The 21,620-nt window shown below is 71.4% G+C and carries 13 protein-coding genes and 1 pseudogene; 8 read left to right on the top strand and 6 right to left on the bottom strand.

The window, feature by feature from the left end:
• The first annotated feature begins 23 nt into the window (after positions 1-23).
• The gene (locus STRTUCAR8_RS19390) at positions 24-1,139 is read left to right on the top strand and encodes a GDSL-type esterase/lipase family protein (protein WP_006377533.1); all 1,116 of its coding nucleotides are present in this window, start codon (positions 24-26) and stop codon (positions 1,137-1,139) included.
• Positions 1,140-1,401: 262 nt separating this feature from the next.
• A pseudogene (locus STRTUCAR8_RS19385) lies at positions 1,402-2,735 on the top strand (Gfo/Idh/MocA family protein).
• 152 nt (positions 2,736-2,887) lie between these two features.
• On the opposite strand, the gene STRTUCAR8_RS19380 reads toward STRTUCAR8_RS19385, so the two are convergent.
• Positions 2,888-4,777, bottom strand: coding sequence for an ABC transporter ATP-binding protein (locus STRTUCAR8_RS19380; protein WP_179200549.1), 1,890 nt, complete (start codon positions 4,775-4,777; stop codon positions 2,888-2,890).
• A gap of 152 nt (positions 4,778-4,929) precedes the next feature.
• Between STRTUCAR8_RS19380 and STRTUCAR8_RS19375 the strand changes: the two genes are divergently transcribed.
• From STRTUCAR8_RS19375 to STRTUCAR8_RS19365, 3 genes are all read left to right on the top strand, one after another.
• Positions 4,930-5,892 carry a lysylphosphatidylglycerol synthase transmembrane domain-containing protein gene (locus STRTUCAR8_RS19375; RefSeq protein WP_006377534.1) on the top strand — a complete coding sequence of 321 codons (963 nt, stop codon included), beginning with the start codon at positions 4,930-4,932 and terminating at the stop codon, positions 5,890-5,892.
• 68 nt (positions 5,893-5,960) lie between these two features.
• Complete coding sequence (locus STRTUCAR8_RS19370; RefSeq protein ID WP_006377525.1) at positions 5,961-7,160, top strand: GTP-binding protein; 1,200 nt, start codon at positions 5,961-5,963, stop codon at positions 7,158-7,160.
• Between the two features lie 209 nt (positions 7,161-7,369).
• Positions 7,370-8,494 (top strand): mechanosensitive ion channel family protein, encoded by a 1,125-nt coding sequence (locus STRTUCAR8_RS19365; RefSeq protein WP_006377527.1) that lies wholly within the window; start codon positions 7,370-7,372, stop codon positions 8,492-8,494.
• A gap of 49 nt (positions 8,495-8,543) precedes the next feature.
• On the opposite strand, the gene STRTUCAR8_RS19360 is transcribed toward STRTUCAR8_RS19365, so the two are convergent.
• Entirely contained in the window at positions 8,544-10,106 is a 1,563-nt protein-coding gene (locus STRTUCAR8_RS19360; protein WP_006377528.1) for a M1 family metallopeptidase, read from the bottom strand.
• A gap of 190 nt (positions 10,107-10,296) precedes the next feature.
• Between STRTUCAR8_RS19360 and STRTUCAR8_RS19355 the strand changes: the two genes are divergently transcribed.
• Entirely contained in the window at positions 10,297-12,516 is a 2,220-nt protein-coding gene (locus tag STRTUCAR8_RS19355; protein WP_006377541.1) for an NADP-dependent isocitrate dehydrogenase, read from the top strand.
• A gap of 154 nt (positions 12,517-12,670) precedes the next feature.
• On the opposite strand, the gene STRTUCAR8_RS19350 is transcribed toward STRTUCAR8_RS19355, so the two are convergent.
• The 3 genes from STRTUCAR8_RS19350 to STRTUCAR8_RS19340 are packed head-to-tail and all read right to left on the bottom strand — an operon-like array spanning position 12,671 to position 15,329.
• On the bottom strand, positions 12,671-13,204 hold the full coding sequence (locus tag STRTUCAR8_RS19350; protein ID WP_006377529.1) for a hypothetical protein: 534 nt from the start codon (positions 13,202-13,204) through the stop codon (positions 12,671-12,673).
• Positions 13,201-13,845 carry an RNA polymerase sigma factor gene (locus STRTUCAR8_RS19345; RefSeq protein WP_078507241.1) on the bottom strand — a complete coding sequence of 215 codons (645 nt, stop codon included), beginning with the start codon at positions 13,843-13,845 and terminating at the stop codon, positions 13,201-13,203. Before STRTUCAR8_RS19345 ends, STRTUCAR8_RS19350 begins: the two co-directional genes overlap by 4 nt.
• Before the next feature lie 41 nt (positions 13,846-13,886).
• Entirely contained in the window at positions 13,887-15,329 is a 1,443-nt protein-coding gene (locus STRTUCAR8_RS19340; protein ID WP_006377535.1) for a S8/S53 family peptidase, read from the bottom strand.
• 215 nt (positions 15,330-15,544) lie between these two features.
• Here STRTUCAR8_RS19340 and STRTUCAR8_RS19335 point away from each other — a divergent pair, with 215 nt between their 5' ends.
• A complete protein-coding gene (locus STRTUCAR8_RS19335; protein ID WP_044472476.1) occupies positions 15,545-18,112 on the top strand; it encodes a CHAT domain-containing protein in 2,568 nt (855 codons plus the stop codon).
• 407 nt (positions 18,113-18,519) lie between these two features.
• Here the strand turns inward: STRTUCAR8_RS19335 and STRTUCAR8_RS19330 are convergent, their stop codons facing one another.
• Entirely contained in the window at positions 18,520-20,367 is a 1,848-nt protein-coding gene (locus tag STRTUCAR8_RS19330) for a LuxR family transcriptional regulator AbsR2 (RefSeq protein WP_006377530.1), read from the bottom strand.
• Positions 20,368-20,462: 95 nt separating this feature from the next.
• On the opposite strand from STRTUCAR8_RS19330, the gene absR1 reads away from it, so the two are divergent.
• Entirely contained in the window at positions 20,463-21,548 is a 1,086-nt protein-coding gene (gene absR1, locus STRTUCAR8_RS19325) for a beta-glucuronidase AbsR1 (protein ID WP_044472479.1), read from the top strand.
• Positions 21,549-21,620 lie beyond the last annotated feature (72 nt).

The following is a 21,620-nucleotide window of genomic DNA, read 5'->3' as shown; positions in this document are numbered from 1 at the left end:
ACACAGCCAGGGAAGGGATCACCATGCGTAGTACGCGCCATCTGCCCCCCTTACGGATCTTGCTGGCCACGCTCCTGCTGTCCCTCGGCGTGGCCCTCGCACCCACTGCCACGGCGGCACCCGGCACCACGGCGGCCGACACCACGGCACCCGCCGCTGCGGCGGCCGTCCGCATCATGCCGCTGGGCGACTCGATCACCGGCTCGCCGGGCTGCTGGCGGGCCATGCTGTGGAACAGCCTGCAGAGCGCCGGATACACGAACATCGACTTCGTCGGCACCCTCAACCAGCAGGGCTGCGCCCAGGCGCACGACGGTGACAACGAGGGGCACGGCGGCGAACAGGTGACCGCCGTGGCGGACCAGAACCTGCTTCCGGCCCGTCTCTCCGCGACCCGACCCGACATCGTTGTCATGCACTTCGGCACGAACGACGTGTGGAGCAGTTTCACCCCGGACCGCGTCCTCGCCGCCTACACCACGCTGGTGCAGCAGATGCGGGCGTCCAACCCGGACATGAAGATCCTCGTCGCCCAGTTGATCCCGTTGAACCCCGACAACTGCACGGGCTGTGCCCAGCGCGTCGTCGACTTCAACGCGCGGATCCCCGACTGGGCCCGCACGACGAGCACCAGCCGCTCCCCCGTGACGGTCGTCGACCAGTGGACGGGCTTCAACACCGCCACGGACACCTATGACGGCGTGCACCCCTCCGACCCCGGCAACCAGAAGATCGCCGCACGCTGGTACCCGGCCCTGAGCGCACTCCTCGTCAAGGGCGATCCCGGTGACCCCGGTGACCCGGGCGGCGAAGAGCCCGCCTGCACAGCCACCTTCCGGGCCGTCTCCTCCTGGCAGGGGGGTTACCAGGGCGAGGTGACGGTCACCAACGCGTCCGCCTCCCCCGTCTCGGGCTGGACCGCGACCGTCGTACCCGCAACGGGCGCACGCCTCACCCAGCTCTGGAACGGCAGCCTCACCACGGCCGCCGACGGCAGCGCCACCGTCACCAACGCGGCCTGGAACGGCACCCTGGCCCCTGGTGCGAGCGCCACCTTCGGCTTCATAGCCACCACCCCGACAACGGCCAGCACCCCCTCGGCCACCGTCGGCTGCACCGCACGCGCGGCCATTTCCTGACAAGCCGAGGGGGCACTCCGACCGCTTCGGCCACCTTCCGGCGTGCTGACGCGGGTCCACCGGAAGCGGCGGACGCCCTGCACACGTGAGCGCCTCACGCACCGCGTCCGCGAATGCGAGAGGCGCCCACGCGTCGACGATCCCCGCCCCATCCCCCAAGTCCGGCAGCGGCGTGCGGCGTCGAGCGCCGGGCAGACTGGGAGGCCGAGCGGTACACGTCGTTCTCCGCACCGAGCCGTTCTCCCCACCGGATGGAGACAGCATGTCCTCCGACATCGCACGCCGCCGCGTCGCAGTGGTCGGTCTGGGCGCCCGCGCCCGGCTGTTCACCCAGGCTCTGGCCGGTCCCTACGCGGACCGGTTCGAGCTGGCCGGCTTCTGCGACGTCAACTCCCACCGGATGGCGGTCCACAACGGCTGGCTGGCGGACGCCGCCCCGGGCCGGGCTCCCGTACCGGCGTACGCCGCCGAGGACTTCGACGTGTTGCTGCGCCGCGAACGGATCGGCCTCGTCGTGGTCTGCTCCGTGGACCGCACCCACGACGACTACATCGTGCGCGCCCTGGAGGCGGGCTGCGACGTGGTCACCGAGAAGCCGATGACGACCGACGCCGACCGGGCCCGGCGCATCCTGGACGCCGTCCGGCGCACCGGCCGCGAGGTGCGGGTGGCGTTCAACTACCGTTACAACCCGGTGCATTCGGCCGTACGGGAACTGCTCGCGGCCGGGGAGATCGGCGAGGTCGGCTCGGTGCACTTCGAGTGGCTGCTCGATCTGCGCCACGGCGCCGACTACTTCCCGGCGCTGGCACCGCGACAAGGCCGACTCCGGTGGCCTCATGGTCCACAAGGCCACCCACCACTTCGACCTGGTCAACTGGTGGCTCGGCTCCCGGCCTCAGACCGTCTTCGCGCAGGGAGGCCTCTTCTTCTACGGCGACGAGGCCGGCCGGCGCCGGAAAACTCGCCCGGGACTACACCCGCGCCCACGGCTCCCCCGCAGCCCGGGACGACCCCTTCGCCCTACATCTGGAGGACTCGCCGGTGCTCAGCGCGCTGTACCTGGACGCGGAGGCGGAGGACGGCTACCACCGCGACCAGAACGTGTTCGGCCCCGGCGTGACCATCGAGGACGACATGGCGGTCCTGGTGCGCTACGCGACCGGCGCGACACTGACGTACCACCTGACGGCGTACGCACCCTGGGAGGGGTACCGGATCGCCTTCAACGGCAGCGAAGGGCGGCTGGAGCTGCTGGTGGAGGAGTCGACGTGGACCCGCCGCCACCTCCGGGTGACCAGCTCCGATCCCGTGCTGCACGGCGCGGAGGCCGAGGACACCGCAGGCCGTACCGAGTTGACGCTGCGCCGCTTCTGGGAGGAGTCGCGGGCGATCGGGGTCGCCACCGGTGAGGGCGGGCACGGGGGTGGCGACGCCCGCATGCTCGACGATCTGTTCGGCACGCGGGTCAAGGACCCCCTGCACCGCGCGGCGGACGCGGCCGACGGTGCCCGTTCCCTGGTCACCGGTCTGGCGGCGAACCGCTCCTTCGAGAGGGGCCTGCCGGTGCTGACACAGGATCTGCTGGACCTCTGAGGAGAATCAGAGATGCCGGGGGCCGGGCCGTGCTACCGGCAACCGCGTCTGCCGCAGCGGCAGGAGGGGCCGACCCGCAGAGACCGCGGACGTCCCCGCACCTTCTCCGCCGGCCGGTCCCCCCGGCTCCCCCGCTCCCTCCTGCCCCACACCTACGCGGCCTCCGTCACCTCCGCCTGCTCCCCGGACCGCTGCGTGAACTGTGTCCGGTACAGCTCCGCGTACCGGCCCTCCAGAGCCAGCAGTTCGTCGTGCGTGCCGCGTTCCAGGATCTGGCCGGCCTCGATCACGAGGATCAGGTCGGCCGTGCGGATCGTGGAGAGACGGTGGGCGATCACCACGGCCGTGCGGTCGGCCAGTGCCTCCGTCAGAGCCTCCTGGACCGCCGCCTCGGAGGTGTTGTCGAGGTGGGCCGTCGCCTCGTCGAGGATGACGACGCGCTGGCGGGCCAGCAGCAGCCGGGCGATGGTCATGCGCTGGCGTTCGCCGCCGGAGAGGCGGTAGCCGCGTTCGCCGACCACCGTGTCCAGGCCGTCGGGCAGGTCGCGGACCAGTTCGTCGAGGCGGGCCCGGGTCAGCGCCTCCCACAGTTCGTCGTCCGTCGCCGTGGGGCGGGCCAGCACCAGGTTGGCGCGCACGGTGTCGTGGAAGAGGTGGCCGTCCTGGGTGACCATGCCGAGGGTGGCGCGCAGGGAGGCGGCGCTCAGGTCGCGGACGTCGACGCCGCCGATGCGTACGGCGCCCTCGTCGGTGTCGTACAGACGGGGCAGGAGTTGTCCGATGGTCGACTTTCCGGCGCCGGAGGAACCCACGAGGGCGATCGTCTGGCCGGGTTCGGCGCGGAAGCTCACTCCGTGCAGGACCTCCGTGCCGCCTCGGGTGTCCAGGGCGGCGACCTCCTCCAGGGAGGCGAGGGAGACACGGTCGGCGGCGGGGTAGGCGAAGCGGACGTTGTCGAACTCGACCGCGACCGGGCCCTCGGGGGCCTCACGGGCGTCCGGTTTCTCCTCGATGAGGGGCTTCAGGTCGAGCACCTCGAAGACGCGCTCGAAGCTCACGAGGGCGCTCATCACCTCGACGCGCGCCCCTGCGAGCGACGTGAGCGGCGCGTACATACGGGTGAGGAGCAGGGCGAGCGCGACGACCGAGCCCGGTTCCAGGCTGCCGCGCAGCGCGAACCAGCCGCCGAGCCCGTAGACCAGGGCGAGCGCGAGGGCCGACACCAGGGTGAGGGCGGTGATGAAGACCGACTGTGCGAGGGCCGTCCGTACGCCGATGTCCCGTACCCGGCGGGCGCGGGCCTCGAACTGGGCGGACTCCTCGTCGGGCCGGCCGAAGAGCTTGACGAGGGTGGCGCCGGGGGCCGAGAAACGCTCGGTCATCCGGGTCCCCATCGACGCGTTGAGGTCGGCGGCCTCACGCTGCAGCCTGGCCATCCGGCTGCCCATCCGCCGGGCGGGGACGACGAACACCGGCAGCAGCACCAGTGCGAGCAGGGTGATCTGCCAGGACAGGGTGAGCATCACGGCGAGCGTGAGCACCAGCGTGACCAGGTTGCTCACCACACCGGACAAGGTGTTGCTGAACGCGCGCTGCGCGCCGATGACGTCGTTGTTCAGGCGGGAGACCAGTGCTCCCGTACGGGTCCGGGTGAAGAACGCGACCGGCATGCGCTGCACATGATCGAACACGGCCGTCCGCAGGTCGAGGATCAGCCCTTCCCCGAGCGTCGACGAGAGCCAGCGCCCGACGATCCCGAGGGCCGCCTCGGCGACCGCGATGACCGCGATGAGCAGGGCGAGCCGGATGACCGTGCTCTCGTCGCCGCCCGACACGATGGTGTCGACGACGCGGCCGGCGAGGACGGGGGTCGCCACGGCGAGCAGCGCGGTGAGCACGCTGAGAACGACGAAGCGGGTGATGCGACGGCGGTGCGGGCGCGCGAACTCCGCGATGCGGCGCAGGGTCGCGCGGGCGAAGGGGCGCCTGTCCTGCTGGGCGTTCATGACGCTGTGCAGCTGCATCCAGGCTGTGGTCTCCATACTCATGCAGTGACCGTACGACCTCAAGCAACCTTGAGGTCAACGAAGGCATCCGGGACGGGGGACGGACCTCGTGCCGTTGCCCGGCGCGTCGGCCGGTGGCCGTGCGTCCGCAACCCGGTGTTGGTGCGGTACGGAGAACCTCTCCGGTTGTGACAGCCGTTCTCTCTCCCCCGGCCCGGCACCGACGCGTACCGGTACGGCAGGTCCTGTGCCTGCTCCCGCTCCTGCTCGTCGCCGTGGTCGCGGTGCGCCATCGGCAGGTGCTCGCCGAGGGCTTCGGCCAGCTGGCGGGGGCCCGGTGGCCCTGGCTGCTGGCCGCGGCCTGCGCGACCTGTCTGACCTGGGTGGCGGCCGCCGTGAGCCGGCAGGGAGCGGTCGTCGAGCGGCTGCCCTTGCTGCGGCTGCTCGCCACGCAGTTCGCTGCGGGATCGGCGAACCAGCTGCTGCCGACGGGGCTCGGCGCGAGCGCGGTCAACCTGCGGTTCATGAGGGTGTGCGGCCTGCCGCCGGCCCGTTCCTCGGCGGCGCTCGCCCTCTGTCTGCTGGCCGAGGTCGTCGGCCGGCTGGGTCTGCTGGCCGCGCTGCTGATCGCGTTCCCGCACGCCCTGCGGCTCGGGAGCGTCGTTCCCGCCACGGCGCTCGGTCCGCTGGTCATCGGCGTCTGTGTGGTGCTGTCGGCTGCGGCGGGCGCGTTGGTGTGCGTACGGCGGTTGCGCACGACCGTCCTCTCCTTTCTGCGCACGGCGCTCGGCGAGGCCCGGTCCGTGCACACGCGGCCGGCCAGGGCGCTGGCGCTGTGGGGTGGTTCGCTGGCGTTCCCGGCGCTGCAGGCCGCCGGGCTGACGGCGGTGGGCACGGCGATGGGGCTGCCGGTTCCGGCCTGGCACATGGCGCTCGCGTACCTCGCCGCGACGGTCGCCGTCGCGCTGATCCCCACGCCCGGCGGTATCGGCTCCGTCGAGGCGGCGCTGATCGTGGCCCTGGTCGCGGTGGGCGGGCCGGTGGCCGTCGCCACGGCGGTGGTGCTCGCGTTCCGGATCATCACCGTCTGGGTGCCGCTGCTGCCGGGGGCGTTGACGCTGGGGGCGCTGGTACGGCTCAAGGTGATCTGAGGACCGCCTCGGGAGGCATCCGGAAGCCGCTTGTGAAAATGGTTTCCAATAAGCTAGCGTGCGGACGCATGCCCACCACCTCACCCGACCCGCGCCTGCCCGTGACCGTGCTCTCCGGGTTCCTCGGCGCCGGAAAGACGACACTGCTCAACCACGTTCTCGGCAACCGGCAGGGACTGCGGGTCGCGGTCATCGTGAACGACATGAGCGAGATCAACATCGACGCGTCCCTCGTCCGGGACGGCGGCGCCCTCTCCCGTACGGAGGAGCGGCTGGTGGAGATGACCAACGGCTGCATCTGCTGCACCCTCCGGGACGACCTCCTGGAGGAGGTCGAGAAGCTGGCGCGTGCGGGCCGCTTCGACTATCTGCTCATCGAGAGCTCCGGAATCTCCGAGCCCATGCCCGTCGCCGCCACCTTCGCCTTCGCCCGCGACGACGGGGCGAGTCTGCTGGACGTCTCCCGTCTCGACACCATGGTCACGGTCGTCGACGCGGTGAACTTCCTGCCGGAGCTGGACCGCGGCGACGATCTGCTGGAGCGCGGGATCACGCCGGTCGAGGGCGACGAGCGCACGGTGAGTGATCTCCTCGTCGACCAGATCGAGTTCGCCGACGTCATCCTCCTCAACAAGACCGACCTGGTCCCCGAGGAGGAGTCCGACCGCCTGGAGGCGACCCTGCGGCGCCTCAACCCGGCCGCCCGGGTCCACCGCACCGTCCGCGGCACGATCGACCCCGCCGAACTCCTCGGCACGGGCCTGTTCGACCTGGAGAAGGCGGAGCAGGCGCCGGGCTGGGTCGCCGAGCTGAACGGCGACCACGTGCCGGAGACGGAGGAGTACGGCATCTCCTCGCTCGTGCTGCGCGACCCGCGCCCCTTCCATCCCGGCCGCCTCTGGGACCTGCTCAACGGCCCGCTCGACGCGGGCGACTACGGCCAGGTGCTGCGCTCCAAGGGCTTCTTCACCCTCGCCTCCCGCCCCGGCACCACGGGCCTGTGGTCCCAGGCCGGCTCGGTGGCCCGCTTCGAGCCGATCGCGACGGGTGACTCCCCGGGTGACGAATCCCCCGTACAGGGGCAGGAGTTGGTGTTCATCGGCACCGACCTGCGCCGCCAGACACTGCGACTGGCACTGTCACGCTGCCTGTTGACGGAGGAGGAACTGGCCGTGGACGCAGCGGACTTGGCTCACATGGCGTACGAGGACCCCTTCCCCGCGTGGGAGGTGCACCCGGCGGACGTCTGCGACGCGCTCCCCGTCTGAGCTGCTCAATGGCGGGTTTGCCACTGCTCGGTGACGATCGGTCGACCGGATGCGGCAGGATGAGCGGTCGCCGGACGTCGCACAGACGTCCGGCGACTGATCGCGCATCCAGAACTTTTCGCACATTCGAACAGGTGGCAAGTGACGAGACTTCACATCCGGCCGTCGGTGGCGCGGGGCGCCGCGGAACCACTCCTCGGAGGTGAGCGGTGAAGCGAGAACTCACCGTGGACGATCTGGTCGTCGCGGGCATCGCCCTCGCCGTCGGCCTGCTGACCGCCTTCCTGCTGCGCATGCTGCTGCGCTGGCTGGGCAGGCACGCGGACCGCACCCGCTGGAGCGGCGACGACGTCATCGTGGACGCGCTGCGCACGGTGGTGCCGTGGTCGGCGTTCACCGGGGGCGCGGCGGCAGCTGCCGCCGCGCTGCCGCTGACGAAGACGGTCGGGCACAACGTCAACCAGACGCTGACCGTGCTGCTGATCGCCGTCACCACGCTGACGACCGCGAGAGTGGTCAGCACGCTGGTGCGCACCGTCACCCAGTCCCGGTCGGCGGTGGCCGGCTCGGCGACGATCTTCGTCAACATCATCAGGGTCGTCATCCTGGCCCTGGGCTTCCTGGTCGTGCTGCAGACGCTGGGCGTCTCGATAGCGCCGATGCTCACCGCCCTGGGAGTCGGCGGTCTGGCCGTCGCGCTCGCCCTGCAGGACACCCTGGCGAACCTCTTCGCGGGCATCCACATCCTCGCCTCGAAGACCGTCCAGCCCGGTGACTACATCAAGCTGAGCAGCGGCGAGGAGGGATACGTCGTCGACATCAACTGGCGCCAGACGACGATCCGCCAGCTCTCCAACAACCTGGTCATCATCCCGAACGGGCAGCTCGCCGGGACCAACATGACCAACTTCAACCGCCCCGAGCAGATGCTGACGATCCTGGTCCAGGTCGGCGTCGCCTACGACAGCGACCTGGAGCAGGTCGAGCGGGTCACCTGCGAGGTCGTGACCGAGGTGATGACGGAGATCACCGGCGCCGTCCCGGAGCACGAGCCGCTGGTGCGGTTCCACACCTTCGGCGACTCGCGGATCGGGTTCACGGTGATCCTGGGGGTCGGCGAGTTCAGCGACCAGTTCCGGATCAAGCACGAGTTCATCAAGCGCCTGCACCGGCGTTACCGGGCGGAGGGCATCAGCATCCCGGCGCCCGCGCGGACGGTCGCCCTGCAGCAGGGCGCGGTGGTCATTCCGCAGCAGCGCGGCGGCCACGGCGACCCCGACCTCGGGTTCGGCCTGGAGCAGGGCGGACCGGCGTCCGCCCTGCTCGACAGATGAGACGCACGTCTCAGCCGTCAGGCTCGGTGCTCAGATGCCGAGGTCGGGATCAGAGCGTCGCGGAGTTGTCGTGATGGCCGGCCGTACGGTTCTTCGGCGCGAGCAGTGACGTGGTCACCGGGGTGACCGTCCAGTCCGGGTGATTGGGCATCCGCGGTGTCGTCGTGCCGTACAGCCAGTCCCGCAGGAAGCCGGAGAGGTCCTGGCCGGCGATCTCGGAGGCGACCGAGATGTAGTTCTCGGTCGTCGCCGAGGCGTTGCGGTAGCGGTCGAGGAAGGTGCGCTCGATCGAGCTGAAGGTGGCCTCGCCGACGAACTCGCGCAGCGCGTAGAGGACGAGGACGCCACCCAGGTAGCGCTGGCTGTCGAAGAGGTTGGCCTCGTTCGGCGCCGCGACCGGCCCGGAGGTGCGGCGCCACTGGTCGCCGCGCGCGTACGTGTTCTTCATACGCGCTTCCATGGTGGTCAGACCGAGGGAGTCGGTCCAGCCGCGCTCGTAGCGGTAGAGCAGTCCGTAGAAGTCGGCATGGCCCTCGTTGAGCCAGAGGTCGGCCCAGGTGCCGGGGCTGACGCTGTTGCCGAAGTAGGAGTGGACCAGCTCGTGCATCATGTGCGAGCCGATGAACTTCTCCTCCTGGAGAAGGTAGTTCGGCTTGTACAGCGTGAGGGTCTGCGTCTCCAGGCCGGTGAAGTCGAAGGCGGCCGGGTCGTCGGAGTTGCACGGCAGCAGACCGTACGTCTCGAACGGGTAGGCGCCGAGCCGCTGTTCGAGCCAGGCCACCAGGCCCGGGGTGAGCGCAAGCGCCGGTTCGAGGGCCGCGGCGCGCGCGACCGGGACGACGTCCCGCAGCGCCAGCCCGTGCGGGCCCTGCCGGTCCTTCACCACGTAGTCGCCGACGGTGATCTGCACAAGCTCGGTCGCGATCGGCGAGCCCGAGCGGTAGGTGTACGCGGTCCGGTCACCCGTGAGGCTCTCCGTGCGCACGAGCGCGCCACTGGCGACGCCGCGCAGACCGTTCGGCACGGTGATCCGGCACGTGAAGTCGGCCTTGTCGACCGGGTGGTCGTTGCACGGGAAGACGGTGTGCGCCGAGTTGGGCTGCGGGCACACCGCGAAGCCGTCGGGGGTGGGTACCCAGGCGGTGTGGGTCAGGGCACGGCGCGGGTCGGCGCCGTACTCGACGCAGACCGTCGTCGAGGTCTGCGCCGGGAGCGTCCTGGCGGGTGTGATGCGCAGCTTCTCGTCCACCTGCTCGTACGTGGCCGCACGGCCGCCGACGCGGACGGAGCGGATGTCCAGGCCGAGGGCGTCGAGGGAGAGGCGGGTCAGTGCCTGGGTGGTGCGGATGCGCAGGGTCGCCTCGCCCTCGACCAGCTTGGTCGTGGCGTCGTAGGCGAGGTCGAGGTGGTAGGCGGCGACGCGGTAGCCGTCGTTGCCCAGACTCGGGTAGACGGGGTCCCCGAGGGTCTCGGGGCCCGGGGCGGCGTCCTCCCCCGAGGTCGCCCCGGATGTTCCCCGGGACGCCGCGTGGGCCGCGGGTGCCAGGGTGGTGGCCGCGGCCGTGCCGAGCAGGGCTGCCGCGGGGGCCGTCAGTCTGGTGCGATATCTCATGGGTCGCTTTCGCTCTGGCAGCCGGGTGGTCACGTCCGGCTGTCGATCAGGTGTGCGGGTCTATCCCCTAGACCACAAGATCGGCGAAGTCGGTTGCATCGATGTCCGAAGAGATCCCGAGCGACTTCCGCACCGGGCTCTGAGATATCTTGATGTCGAGCAATGTTGCAGACGTGGAGCGGAGCACCCGGTGACTGACTCGACCATCATTTACACGCACACTGACGAGGCGCCCGCACTGGCGACGCACTCGTTCCTGCCCGTGATCCAGGCGTACGCCTCGCAGGCCGGGGTGAACGTCGAGACCCGGGACATCTCGCTGGCCGGGCGCATCATCGCCGTCTTCCCGGAGTTCCTGGAAGAGGGCCAGCGCATCGCGGACGCCCTCTCCGAGCTCGGTGAGCTGGCGAAGACGCCCGAGGCGAACATCATCAAGCTGCCGAACGTGTCGGCGTCGATCCCGCAGCTCAAGGCTGCCGTCGCCGAGCTGCAGAGCCAGGGCTACGCGCTGCCGGACTACCCGGACGACCCGAAGTCGGACGAGGAGCGCGACATCCGCGCCCGGTACGACAAGATCAAGGGTTCCGCCGTGAACCCGGTGCTGCGCGAGGGCAACTCCGACCGCCGTGCCCCCGCCTCGGTGAAGAACTACGCCAAGACCCACCCGCACCGCATGGGCGCCTGGACCTCCGAGTCCAAGACCAACGTGGCGACGATGGGCGAGAACGACTTCCGCTCCACCGAGAAGTCCGTCGTGATCTCCGAGGCCGGTTCGCTGCGTATCGAGCTGGTGGGCGAGGACGGCTCGACCAGCGTCCTGCGCGAGTCCGTACCGGTCCTCGCGGACGAGGTCGTCGACGCCTCCGTCCTGCACGTCGCCGCGCTGCGCGAGTTCCTCACCGCGCAGATCGCCCGCGCCAAGGCCGAGGGTGTGCTGTTCTCCGTGCACCTCAAGGCCACGATGATGAAGGTCTCGGACCCGATCATCTTCGGCCACGTCGTGCGCGCCTTCTTCCCGAAGACGTTCGCCCGGTACGGCGAGACCCTCGCCGCGGCCGGCCTGTCCCCGAACGACGGGCTCGGCGGCCTCTACAAGGGCCTCGAGTCGCTGCCCGAGGGTGCCGAGATCAAGGCGTCCTTCGACGCCGAGCTGGCCGAGGGCCCGGCGCTCGCCATGGTCGACTCCGACAAGGGCATCACCAACCTGCACGTCCCGTCCGACGTCATCGTCGACGCCTCGATGCCGGCCATGATCCGCACCTCCGGCCACATGTGGGGCCCGGACGGCCAGGAGGCCGACACCCTCGCGGTCCTGCCGGACTCGTCGTACGCCGGCGTCTACCAGGTCGCGATCGACGACTGCCGCGCCAACGGCGCCTACGACCCGTCGACCATGGGCTCGGTCCCGAACGTCGGTCTGATGGCGCAGAAGGCCGAGGAGTACGGCAGCCACGACAAGACCTTCGAGATCCCGGCCGCCGGTACGGTCCGCCTCGTCGACCAGGCCGGCAACGTGGTGATCGAGCAGTCCGTCGCCGCCGGTGACATCTTCCGCGCCTGCCAGACCAAGGACGCCCCGATCAGGGACTGGGTGAAGCTGGCCGTCACCCGCGCCCGCGCCACCGGCGACCCGGCGGTGTTCTGGCTGGACGAGACCCGCGCACACGACGCCAACCTGATCGCCAAGGTCGACGCGTACCTGCCGGAGCACGACACCGAGGGCCTGGACATCCGCGTCCTGAACCCGGTCGAGGCGACCAAGCTGTCGGTGGAGCGCATCCGGCGCGGCGAGAACACGATCTCCGTCACCGGCAACGTGCTGCGCGACTACCTGACCGACCTGTTCCCGATCCTGGAGCTGGGCACCAGCGCCAAGATGCTGTCGGTCGTCCCGCTGATGGCGGGCGGCGGTCTGTTCGAGACGGGCGCCGGCGGTTCCGCGCCGAAGCACGTCCAGCAGCTCGTCAAGGAGAACTACCTGCGCTGGGACAGCCTGGGTGAGTTCTTCGCGCTGGCGGCCAGCTTCGAGCACCTCGCCACGACCACGGGCAACGCGCGCGCCCAGGTGCTCGCCGACACCCTCGACCGCGCGACGGCGACCTTCCTCAACGAGGACAAGTCGCCGACCCGCCGTGTCGGCGGCATCGACAACCGTGGCAGCCACTTCTTCCTGTCCCTGTACTGGGCGCAGGAGCTGGCGGCGCAGACGGAGGACGCCGATCTGGCGAAGGCGTTCGCCTCGTTCGCCGAGACGCTCACCGCGAACGCGGAGGCGATCGTCGCCGAGCTGATCGCCGTCCAGGGCAACCCCGCGGACATCGGTGGGTACTACCAGCCGGACGTGGAGAAGGCGAAGACGGTCATGCGTCCGTCGGCCACGTGGAACTCGGCGTTGGCGACGCTGGTCTAGGACTGTTTGTCGGCAGCCGGCCCGTGGGGGCTGGTCGCACGGTTCCCCGCGCCCCTTTAGGGGCGCGGATGCGCACGCGAGTTCAAGATGTACCGATCGGCCCCGGGACCCTCGTCCCGGGGCCGATCGTCATGACGGGCCGGCGTGCGCCGGGTCAGACGCGCAGCCACTCCGTCGTGACGACCTCCGCGTCCGTCCGCAGCCGGAGCGCGAAGGGACCGGTGACGTGCAGGTCGCTGGTGAAGCGGCCCATGTCGTCGGCGGTGAGGACGGGCGGCGAGGTGAGCTGCGGACCGCTCAGCACCTCGATGCTGGCCTCCTGCGGCGGCAGCACCTGGCCCATCAGGCCGTGTGCGCTCACCTCGATGTCGACGGTCAGTTCGTCCGTGTGGAAGGTCAGCATGCGGGGCGGGTCCATGGCGCCTCTGACGGGGATGCCGTGGACGAGCGAGTCGAAGGTCAGCTCCGCCAGCCGGCTGTCGAGCGCGTACAGGGCGTAGGCCTCGACCGCGGTCTGCTGGAGCTGCGCCGGGACCGGGTCCATGACGGCGGCGGCCTGGCGCAGTGTCTCTTCCAGAAGGTCGTTGTCCAGCGAGTCGTCGCCCTCGAACTCCGGCAGGTCGTCGGTGTCGTCGTCGAAGCCCTCGGGGTCCTCGGGCAGGCTTTCGCCGTCGTGTGCGTTGTTCACAGCACCCCCCGAGCGGCCAGTCGTACACGCAGCCGGCGCAGGCACCGCTGACGCAGGGGGCCGATACTGCCGACGGCGATACCGAGGCCGGCGGAGATCTCCTGGTAGCTCGGTGGCGGCGTCGACATCAGGATGCGCAGCAACTGCCTGCAGCGGGCGCCGAGTTCCTCGAACTCCTGCCATAACCTCCGGACGCGCTCCGCCTCGGCGGAGGCCTCCTCGGACTGGATCACCCACTGTTCGGGCGTACGGTCGTCACTGATCCGGTCGAGCAGCTGGGCGTCGTCCGTCGGTGTCATCCGCTGGGTGCTCTTGATGACCTTGAGGCACTCGTGCCGGGCCGTGCTGGCGAGCCAGGAGCCCGCCTTCTCCGGTTCCCGGATCCGGCCCAGATGCTGGGCGAAGCGGAACCAGACGGTGGAGTACACCTCGTGCGCGTCGGCGTCGGACAGCCGGTGGGCGCGCGCCACCGACCACACCAACGGGCTCAGTCCCTCCACCAGCGCCTTCCAGCCCGCCGCGTCGCCGTCGACGGCGGACTGGACCAACGCGCCGACCGCAGCTCGGTCCACGTCCCCACCCCTCGTGTACGGCCAGTCATCGTACGCCGTGGAAGGGGGTGCTCCACTCGTCCTACGCATGGTCCTCACTCGATTTGTCCTTGTACGGAGGCCTGTTGACCTCATGGGGCGGACGGGATGTTCACGACCGGCACCGGGCTCCAGGTGGGCGGGATCAGCGCGGGTACGACCGCGCCCCGGACCTCGGCGAACTCGGTGTTCGCCGCGAGGAGTTGCTGCCGGGCGACGCGCGGGTCGGCCTCCTTGTGGGCGGTCATGTGGGCGGCGATCATCGCGGCGACCACCGGGGTGGCGAACGAGGTGCCGCTCCACTGGGCGAACCCCTCGAACATCACCTGGTCCGGGGTGCCCGAGGCGGTCCCGGAGTCCCCCGAGAGCACACCGAGGTGCTCGGGGGCCTGACAGGTGCAGGCGTAGGTGAAGTGGTGGCGGCAGGTGGCGTACGTGCTGTGCTGGTAGATGTACGGCACCGGTGTCTCGAAGCCGGTGAGGGCGCCGGTGAGACGCTCGCCGGGGGCGTAGACCTTCACCCACGCGCCGTGGTTGCTGAAGCAGGCGCCGAACTCGCCGTCGCTGCGGAGGGCGCCGACGGAGATCACGGACTGGGCGTACTCGGGCTTGTCGGCGTAGGCGGCGGGCCAGAAGGGGGTGGCGCTGGCGTTGTTGCCGGCGGCGGCGACCAGCAGGGTGCGCGGCTGCTCGCGCAGGGCCTCCATGAACGCGGTGAGGCCGAGCAGGCCTTCCGTGCTGCCGTTCGACGTGCCGGCGGAGAGGCTGATGATGGCCGGCCAGCCGTCGCGCTCGACGGCCTCGAAGAGTTTGTCGCCGAACTCGGACTCCAGGATCGCGCCGGCGTCGTTGAGGGTGTTGCGGGAGACGATGTTCGTGTTGGGGGCGACGGCCGCGACGAGCCCCGAGATGAACGTGCCGTGCCCCGCGTACTGCTGGAGCACGCCGTTCGTGTCGCACTCGTCGAGCTGGGCGTCGCCCTGGACGTGCGCCATGGCCGCGTAGGACGCGTAGTCGTTCATGAGGCCGGTGTCGATGACCAGGACGCCGACGGCGCTGTCCGCGTCGTAACCGCTCTCCGCCACCGCGGGGTTGGGCCCGGCGGAGTACGGGACGGGCACGGGCTCGTCGCCGGGACAGGCGTTGACGGGGGCGATGTGCACGACGTGGTTACGGCTGACCAGGCGCCGCCCCGCGTTGCCCTCCGTCTCCCTGAGCGCGCGCAGCGCGCCCGCCACCGCGCGGTCGCCGTGCCGGCCGCCCTGGGCCGGGTCGCCGACCTGGATCCGGGTGATGCCCGACCGGTTGGTCTGCGGGCTCGCGCGGCGCACGTCGTCGGCGGCCAGGCCGGCGAAGGTAGTGAAGTGCGCGCGCACGGTGTCCTCGACGATCCGCGCCTCCTCGCCGTCGCGGGCGAGGACGACACCCTTCTCGTAGATGAACTCGGCGGCGTCGTCGGGCCCCATCGCCAGTTCTACGCCGGGCATGGAGCGCTGGATCTGGTCGAACTGCTCCTGGAAACGCTGAGGTGCCATGGAATGTCCTCCCCCTTGAGCCGATCCCCTGTTGCCACAATGAAGAGCCGTCCGGCGGCCGCGTGATACAGGGGTCGCGGCACGTTTCTTGATACAGGGATCGTTCAGCGATGGACAGCGGGTTATCCATGGCCAAACCTGTGTGACGCGGGGCGCGGAGCACTACCATCCGTTGGGTGACAGCGGGAAGCGACACGGTTCTCGAACTACTGCCCATGGTGTTCGCGCGTCCCAAGGACGCCCTCGCGCGCGCGGAGAACGTCCTCGGCAGCGATCCGACGCCGTTGCACGCCTCCGTCGCCCATCAGGTGATCGGTATGTGGCAGCGGGACTTCGGCGACATGCGTGTCGCCCTGCGTCATCTGCGGCGCGCCCGCGACCTCGCGGCGGACGCCGGGTCGGCGGAACGTGAGGCGGACGTCCTCGGCACACTCGGCGTGGCGCTGGTCCACGCGGGCCGTACCCGGCAGGGCCTGGAGGCCTTCGAGCAGGGCGTCGACCGGGGTACGGGTCATACACGCGCGCGCGTGCTGTACCGGCGGGCGTACGCCTGGTGGGTGCTGGGGCATCATCGCGAGGCCCTGGAGGACGTACGGCGGGCCATTCCCGTGCTGCGGCAGGCGGACGACACCATCTGGACGGCGCGGGCGCTGACGCTGCGGGCGACCGTGCATCTGGCGCTCGGCCGACCCGAGCGGGCCGACGCCGACTTCACTGCCGCCGAGCAGATGTGGGACACCACCGGCCAGGAGCACGACAAGGCCGACGTCGTCGAGAGCCGGGCGCTGGCCGCCTACCGGGCGGGCGACATTCCGGCGGCGCTGCGCCTGTTCGACGAGGCGGCCGAGCGGTACGACCGGCTGGGTACGCCGATCTTCGTGTTCTACATCCGGCGCTGCGAGGTGCTGATGGCGGCCGGGCTGGTGCCGGAGGCGGTCGCGGAGGCCGACGCGGCGCTCTCCGTGCTCGACGGCATCGGCGGGCAGAGCACCCGCAAGGCGGAGCTGCTGCTGACCGCCGCGAAGGCCGCCCGGCTGGCGGACGATCCGCACACCGCGATCGCCCGCGCGGCGGTGGCCGTACGGCTGTTCGCCGGGCAGCGGCGCAGTTGGTGGGAGGCGCACGCCCGGCTGGTGCTGCTGGAGGCGCGGGTCGCGACCGGGCGGACGTCGGGCCGGCTCGTCGCGGACGCGGCCGCGGTGGCCGACCGGCTCGCCGCCTTCGGGTCGCCGGCCGCGCCCGAGGCGTCGCTGCTGGCGGGCCGGATCGCGCTCAAGCTGGGCTGGACCGAGGACGCGGAGAAGCATCTGAAGGTGGCCGCCCGCAGCCGGCGCGTGGGTCCGCCGCTGGCGCGGATGACGGGGTGGGCGGCGCAGGCGCTGCGCGCGGAGGCGGCCGGGTCGGGGCGCGGCGTGCTGGAGGCGTGTCGGCGCGGGCTCGCCGTCCTGGACGACCACCGGATGACGCTCGGCGCCTCGGAGCTGCGGGCCCGGGCGACGGCTCAGGGTGCCGAACTGGCGGCCTTGGCTCAGCGGGCGACCCTGGTGTCCGGCGGGCCGCGGCGGCTGCTGGTGTGGAGCGAGCGGTGGCGGGCGACGGTCCTGTCGGCGCCGCCCGCCCGGCCGCCCGACGATCCGGCGCTCGTCCAGAGCCTCACCGCTTTCCGGGAGATCGCCGCCCGTGCGGAGGAGGCCCGGATCGACGGCCGTCCGGTTCCCGCGCTGGAGCGTGAACAGCGGCGCCTGGAACGGGAGGTACGCTCCCGCACCCTCCACATCAGCGGGGAGTCTCCCGGCAGCGGGCGCAGCTTCGACCCCGGTCGGCTGCTCGAACACCTGGGCGGCGGCGGGCGGTTGATCGAGATCGCCGTCGTCGACGGCCGGGTGCAGGTGCTGCTGTGCGGCGAGGGGCGGGTGCGGCGCTTCGAGGCGGGGCTGCTCGCGGACGCGGTGACGGAGGCGGAGCATGTCCAGGCCGGACTGCGGCGGCTCGCGCATCCGGGGGCGGAGGGCAGGCTGCCGGTGCTGGAGGCGTCGGGGCGCCGGCTTGAGGAGCTGCTGCTGGGCGCGGCTGTGCCGCATCTGGGCTCCGGTCCGGTGGTCGTGGTCCCGCCGGGCAGGCTGCACCGGGTGCCGTGGGCCCTGCTGCCCTCTCTCCGCGAGCGGGTGCTCAGTGTGTCCCCGTCGGCGAGCAGTTGGCTGCGCGCGCAGGAGACCGGCCCCCCGACTGGCGGCCGGCATGTCCTCGTCCGGGGGCCGGGGCTGGCGAGCGGTGGGGCGGAGGTGCCCGACCTGGTCGACCGGTACGGCAGGCCGACGGTCCTCGAACACGAGGGCGCGCGGGTTCCGGCGGTGCTGGAGGCGCTGGACGGGGCCGCGCTGGCCCATATCGCCGCGCACGGCACCTTCCGGGCGGACAGTCCACTCTTCTCGTCGCTGCGGATGGCCGACGGTCCGCTGATCGTGCACGACTTCGAACGCCTCGGCCGCAGCCCGTACCGGATCATCCTGTCCAGCTGCGACACCGGCCGCCTCGCGACCGTCGGCGCGGACGAACTCCTCGGTCTCGTCACGGCGTTGCTCCCGCTGGGCACGGCGGGCGTGGTGGCGAGCAGCGCCCCGGTCAACGACGCGGCCGTGGTCCCGCTGATGCTGGCCCTGCACAAGGGCCTCAGCGTGGGCCTCTCCCTCGCCGAAGCCCTGCGCGACGCCCGCGCAGCCCTCCCCGGCGACGCCACCCACCAGGCGACGGGCTGGGCCTTCTCGGCGTTCGGCGCCGCCTGAGCCGGCCTTGGGCATCCGCCCCTCGACAGCGATGACACAGGCTGCGCGCGGGACGCCGAGGCGCTCAGCGTGCCGAGCGGCCTGCGTGTCCGGTCGGGAGGGGGCTCGCGGTGCGGGGCAGCACCCGCCCCCTCGCGGCGACCACCTGAGCCGCGCCCAGAACAAGGTCACCCGCCACCCGACGAACAGCTCCCACTCGCCCGACGACTGCCGTCCCCGTCCGCAAACGGCGGGCGCTCGACACAAGACAGCACCCGGCCCCTCACGGAGACCACGTGAGCCGCGCGGAAACAAGGTCGTCCCCAGCCTGACCAACAGCTTCCGCTCGCCCCTTCGAATGGACGAGCACGCGACAGCCGCCCCCCGGACCGCCGTCACACGAGGCAGCGCCCGGTCGCTGACGGCGGTCACGCGGGCTGCGTGGCCGGAGTCTCCTCCAGTAGCCAGGGCAGGGCGGCCCGGTCGCTCGCTCCGAGTCTGGTGTACGCGCTGTACAGGTGGTTTCCGACCGTGCGGATGGAGAGGGTGAGGCGGTCCGCGATCTGGCGGTTGCTCAGGCCGGTCGCCGCCAGGGTGACGATCTGGCGCTGGCGTGCGGTGAGTTCGCCCAGGACGAGGCCGGAGAGCGCCGGGGTGTGGGCACCCTGGCAGCGTCGGGCCAGGGTCATCGCGCGGGAGCGGGATCTGCGTGCGGCGCGCGGGTCGCGGTGCACCGGGACGGCCTGGGCGTGTGCCTCGGCCGCGAAGAGCAGCAGGCCCCGGCGTTCGAGCAGTTCGGCGGCGCGGTCCAGCGCAGGGCCGTCCTGGCGGACGAGGGCGTCGGCGTGCCTGGCCAGGGGTTCGGCGCCCGCGCCGGGCAGTCTGGCGAGCCGGTCGGCGACCAGGTGCGGAGCCCCGAGGCGTACGGCGTCGTACAGGGCGTACGCCTCCCCCTCACCGCCCTCGGGTTCCGTGGCCGACTCCAGTGCCCCGGCGAGGTCGCCGTGCGCCGCCCGCAGCCAGGGGGTCGCGCGCTCGGGGGACCCGGTCGCCGCCTCGCTCGACTGGGCTGCCGCGAGCGCCAGTTCCGTACGGCAGGACGGGTCGTCCGGGGCGCCGCGCAGGCCTTCCCGGGCCCACGACAGTGCTTCGCGCAGTTCGCCGCGCAGTCGGGCGAAGCGGGCCCGGACGGTCGCGTAGCCGACCGGTACGGCGGGGTGCGGTCCCGTGTTCTCGGCCGTCAGCCAGTCCCCGACGGGGCCGGCCGGGCCCTGGACGTCAGTGCGTTCGATCCGGTCGGCCAGTTCGGCGCGCTCGGCCTCCAGGGCCGCCACGCATTCGGCCGGGGTGCGGGACAGCCGCCCGGCCCGGAGCCGGCCGGCGCAGGCGCGCAGGACGGGGCCGTGCAGGGGGTGGGCGAGGCGGACCTCGGTCAGGGCGTCGACGCGGATCAGACCGTCGGCTTCGAGGCGTTCGAGGGCTTCCAGGTCCAGGTCGGCGAGGGCCGGCGCGAGCGGTTCGCTGAACGCCAGGCGTTCCAGGGCGTCCCGTTCCGCGGCGCAGGCACGGTTCAGTGCCTGGCCGGCTCTCTCGCGTACCGCGGCGGTCACGGGAACCGGGCCGCGCCATTTCAACTCATCTGTGTCCAGAGCGAGTTCGCCGCGTTCGAGGACCGCGCCGATCAGGTCGCGCAGCAGCCGCAGGTCGCCCTGGCAGAGGTGGTGCAGTCGACAGGCGGTGAGCGGCTCGACCGGGCCGCCGACACCGGCCGTGATCAGCTGGGCGGTCTCCTCGCGGGGCAGCGGCTCAAGGGCGAGACGCGGCAGCACCTCGCCGGTCCACAACCGGGACACCGCGCCGGGCGCTGTGCTGCCATCGGTCGCCACCACGAGCAGCCGGGTACGGCCGTGCACCGCGAGCTGGTGAACCAGGGCGGCCGAGGAGTCGTCCAGCAGATGGGCGTCGTCGACCAGCAACGTTCTTACGCCTGAAAGGAGTTGGACCGCGCGATGCAGGGAGACCTGCTCCGGGAGGAGGTGGGCGAACGCGGCGAAGGGGATGTCCCGGGTCTCGGGCGTGCCGATCACCTTCGCACAGTCGGTGCCCCGGACGGCCTCCGTGACGAGCCGGGTCTTGCCGTGTCCGGCCGGACCCGTCACCACGACGCCGCGCCGTTCGCCCGCCAACGACCGGCGGACCAGCTCCAGTTCGTCGTCCCGGCCGGTGAAAGGCCAGGGCGGTTCGAGGGTCCTGGCATCCCGTTCGAAAGTCGTCACGTGAACTAGAGCGGGGCTACTCAGCTTTGATACAGGGCGACTTGAGTAGCCCTCGACTCAGGCGCCCGGCCGCCGTGGGCTGCAACCTGTTCCCCATGAACGCACGGTTCTGCTCACTCCCGCAGCAGCCGGCCCCCACGTTCGCACCGGGGTTGCCGGCCGAGCGGCTCAGTGCGCTCCTTTCGGGGCGTCTGATGTGGGTGAACGGCACCGTGCTCCACTACTACTTCTTCGACCGGGACAACGACGGCTCGGTCATCCCCCTGCCGGGGACCGGGGAGACCCGGTGGGAGTCATGGGTCGGCGCCGAGGCACAGCGCGACATCGTCCGTGACTGCTTCCGGGAGTGGCTCGACCTGGGGATCGGGCTGTCGTTCGTCGAGGTGCGCGACCGTTCGGAGGCAGAACTGCGCATCGGTTTCCAGACCGGAGACGGTTCGTACTCCACGGTCGGGCGGGACGCACTCTCGGTGGGTCTGGGGCGGCGCACGATGAACTTCGGCTGGGACCTGACCGCGCTTGGGGAGCGCGCGACGGCCCTGCACGAGATCGGGCACGCCCTGGGCCTGCTCCACGAGCACCAGAACCCGTTCGCCGGCATCCACTGGGACGACGAGGCCGTGTACGACGACCTGGCGGGGCCGCCGAACTTCTGGGGCCGTGACAGGACGAACACCAACATCCTGCGCAAGCTCGACCCGGACGAGGTGAACGGCTCCGTCTGGGACCCGCTGTCGATCATGCAGTACCCGTTCTCGGCGGGGCTGATCCTGGAACCGGAGCAGCTGCGCTCGGGCGTGCGGCCTCCGGGGACGCTTTCCCCGGCCGACAAGGAATGCGTGCTGCGCTGGTATCCGCCGACGGGCTCGTGCAGGCCGGCCGAACTGGTGCCGTTCAGGTCGGCGCCCCTGTGCCTCGGCGCGGGCGAGCAGGCCGACTTCGGCATCGCGCCGCCGGAAACCCGCGACTACACCGTGGGGACCTTCGGGGAGAGCGACACGGTCGTCGCGGTCTTCGAGGAGATCGACGGCGAGCCCCGCTATCTGGCCGCCGACGACGACGGCGGCACTCCGCACAACGCCCATGTGAGGGTCCGGCTCGTCAAGGGCCGCCACTACTTCGTCCGCGTACGCCTCTACTCCACCTGGGGATCGGGGGAAACGGCCGTCATGTGCTGGTGAAGCTGGGGGCAGAGACCAGCACATGACGGCCGCCGCGAACGACACAGACCACCTTCGGGCACCCGGGGGAGC

This window comes from Streptomyces turgidiscabies Car8, assembly GCF_000331005.1.
GTDB classification, from domain to species: Bacteria; Actinomycetota; Actinomycetes; order Streptomycetales; family Streptomycetaceae; genus Streptomyces; species Streptomyces turgidiscabies.
Note: the sequence above shows the minus strand (reverse complement) of the source record. Positions and strands in the feature narration are given on the sequence as shown.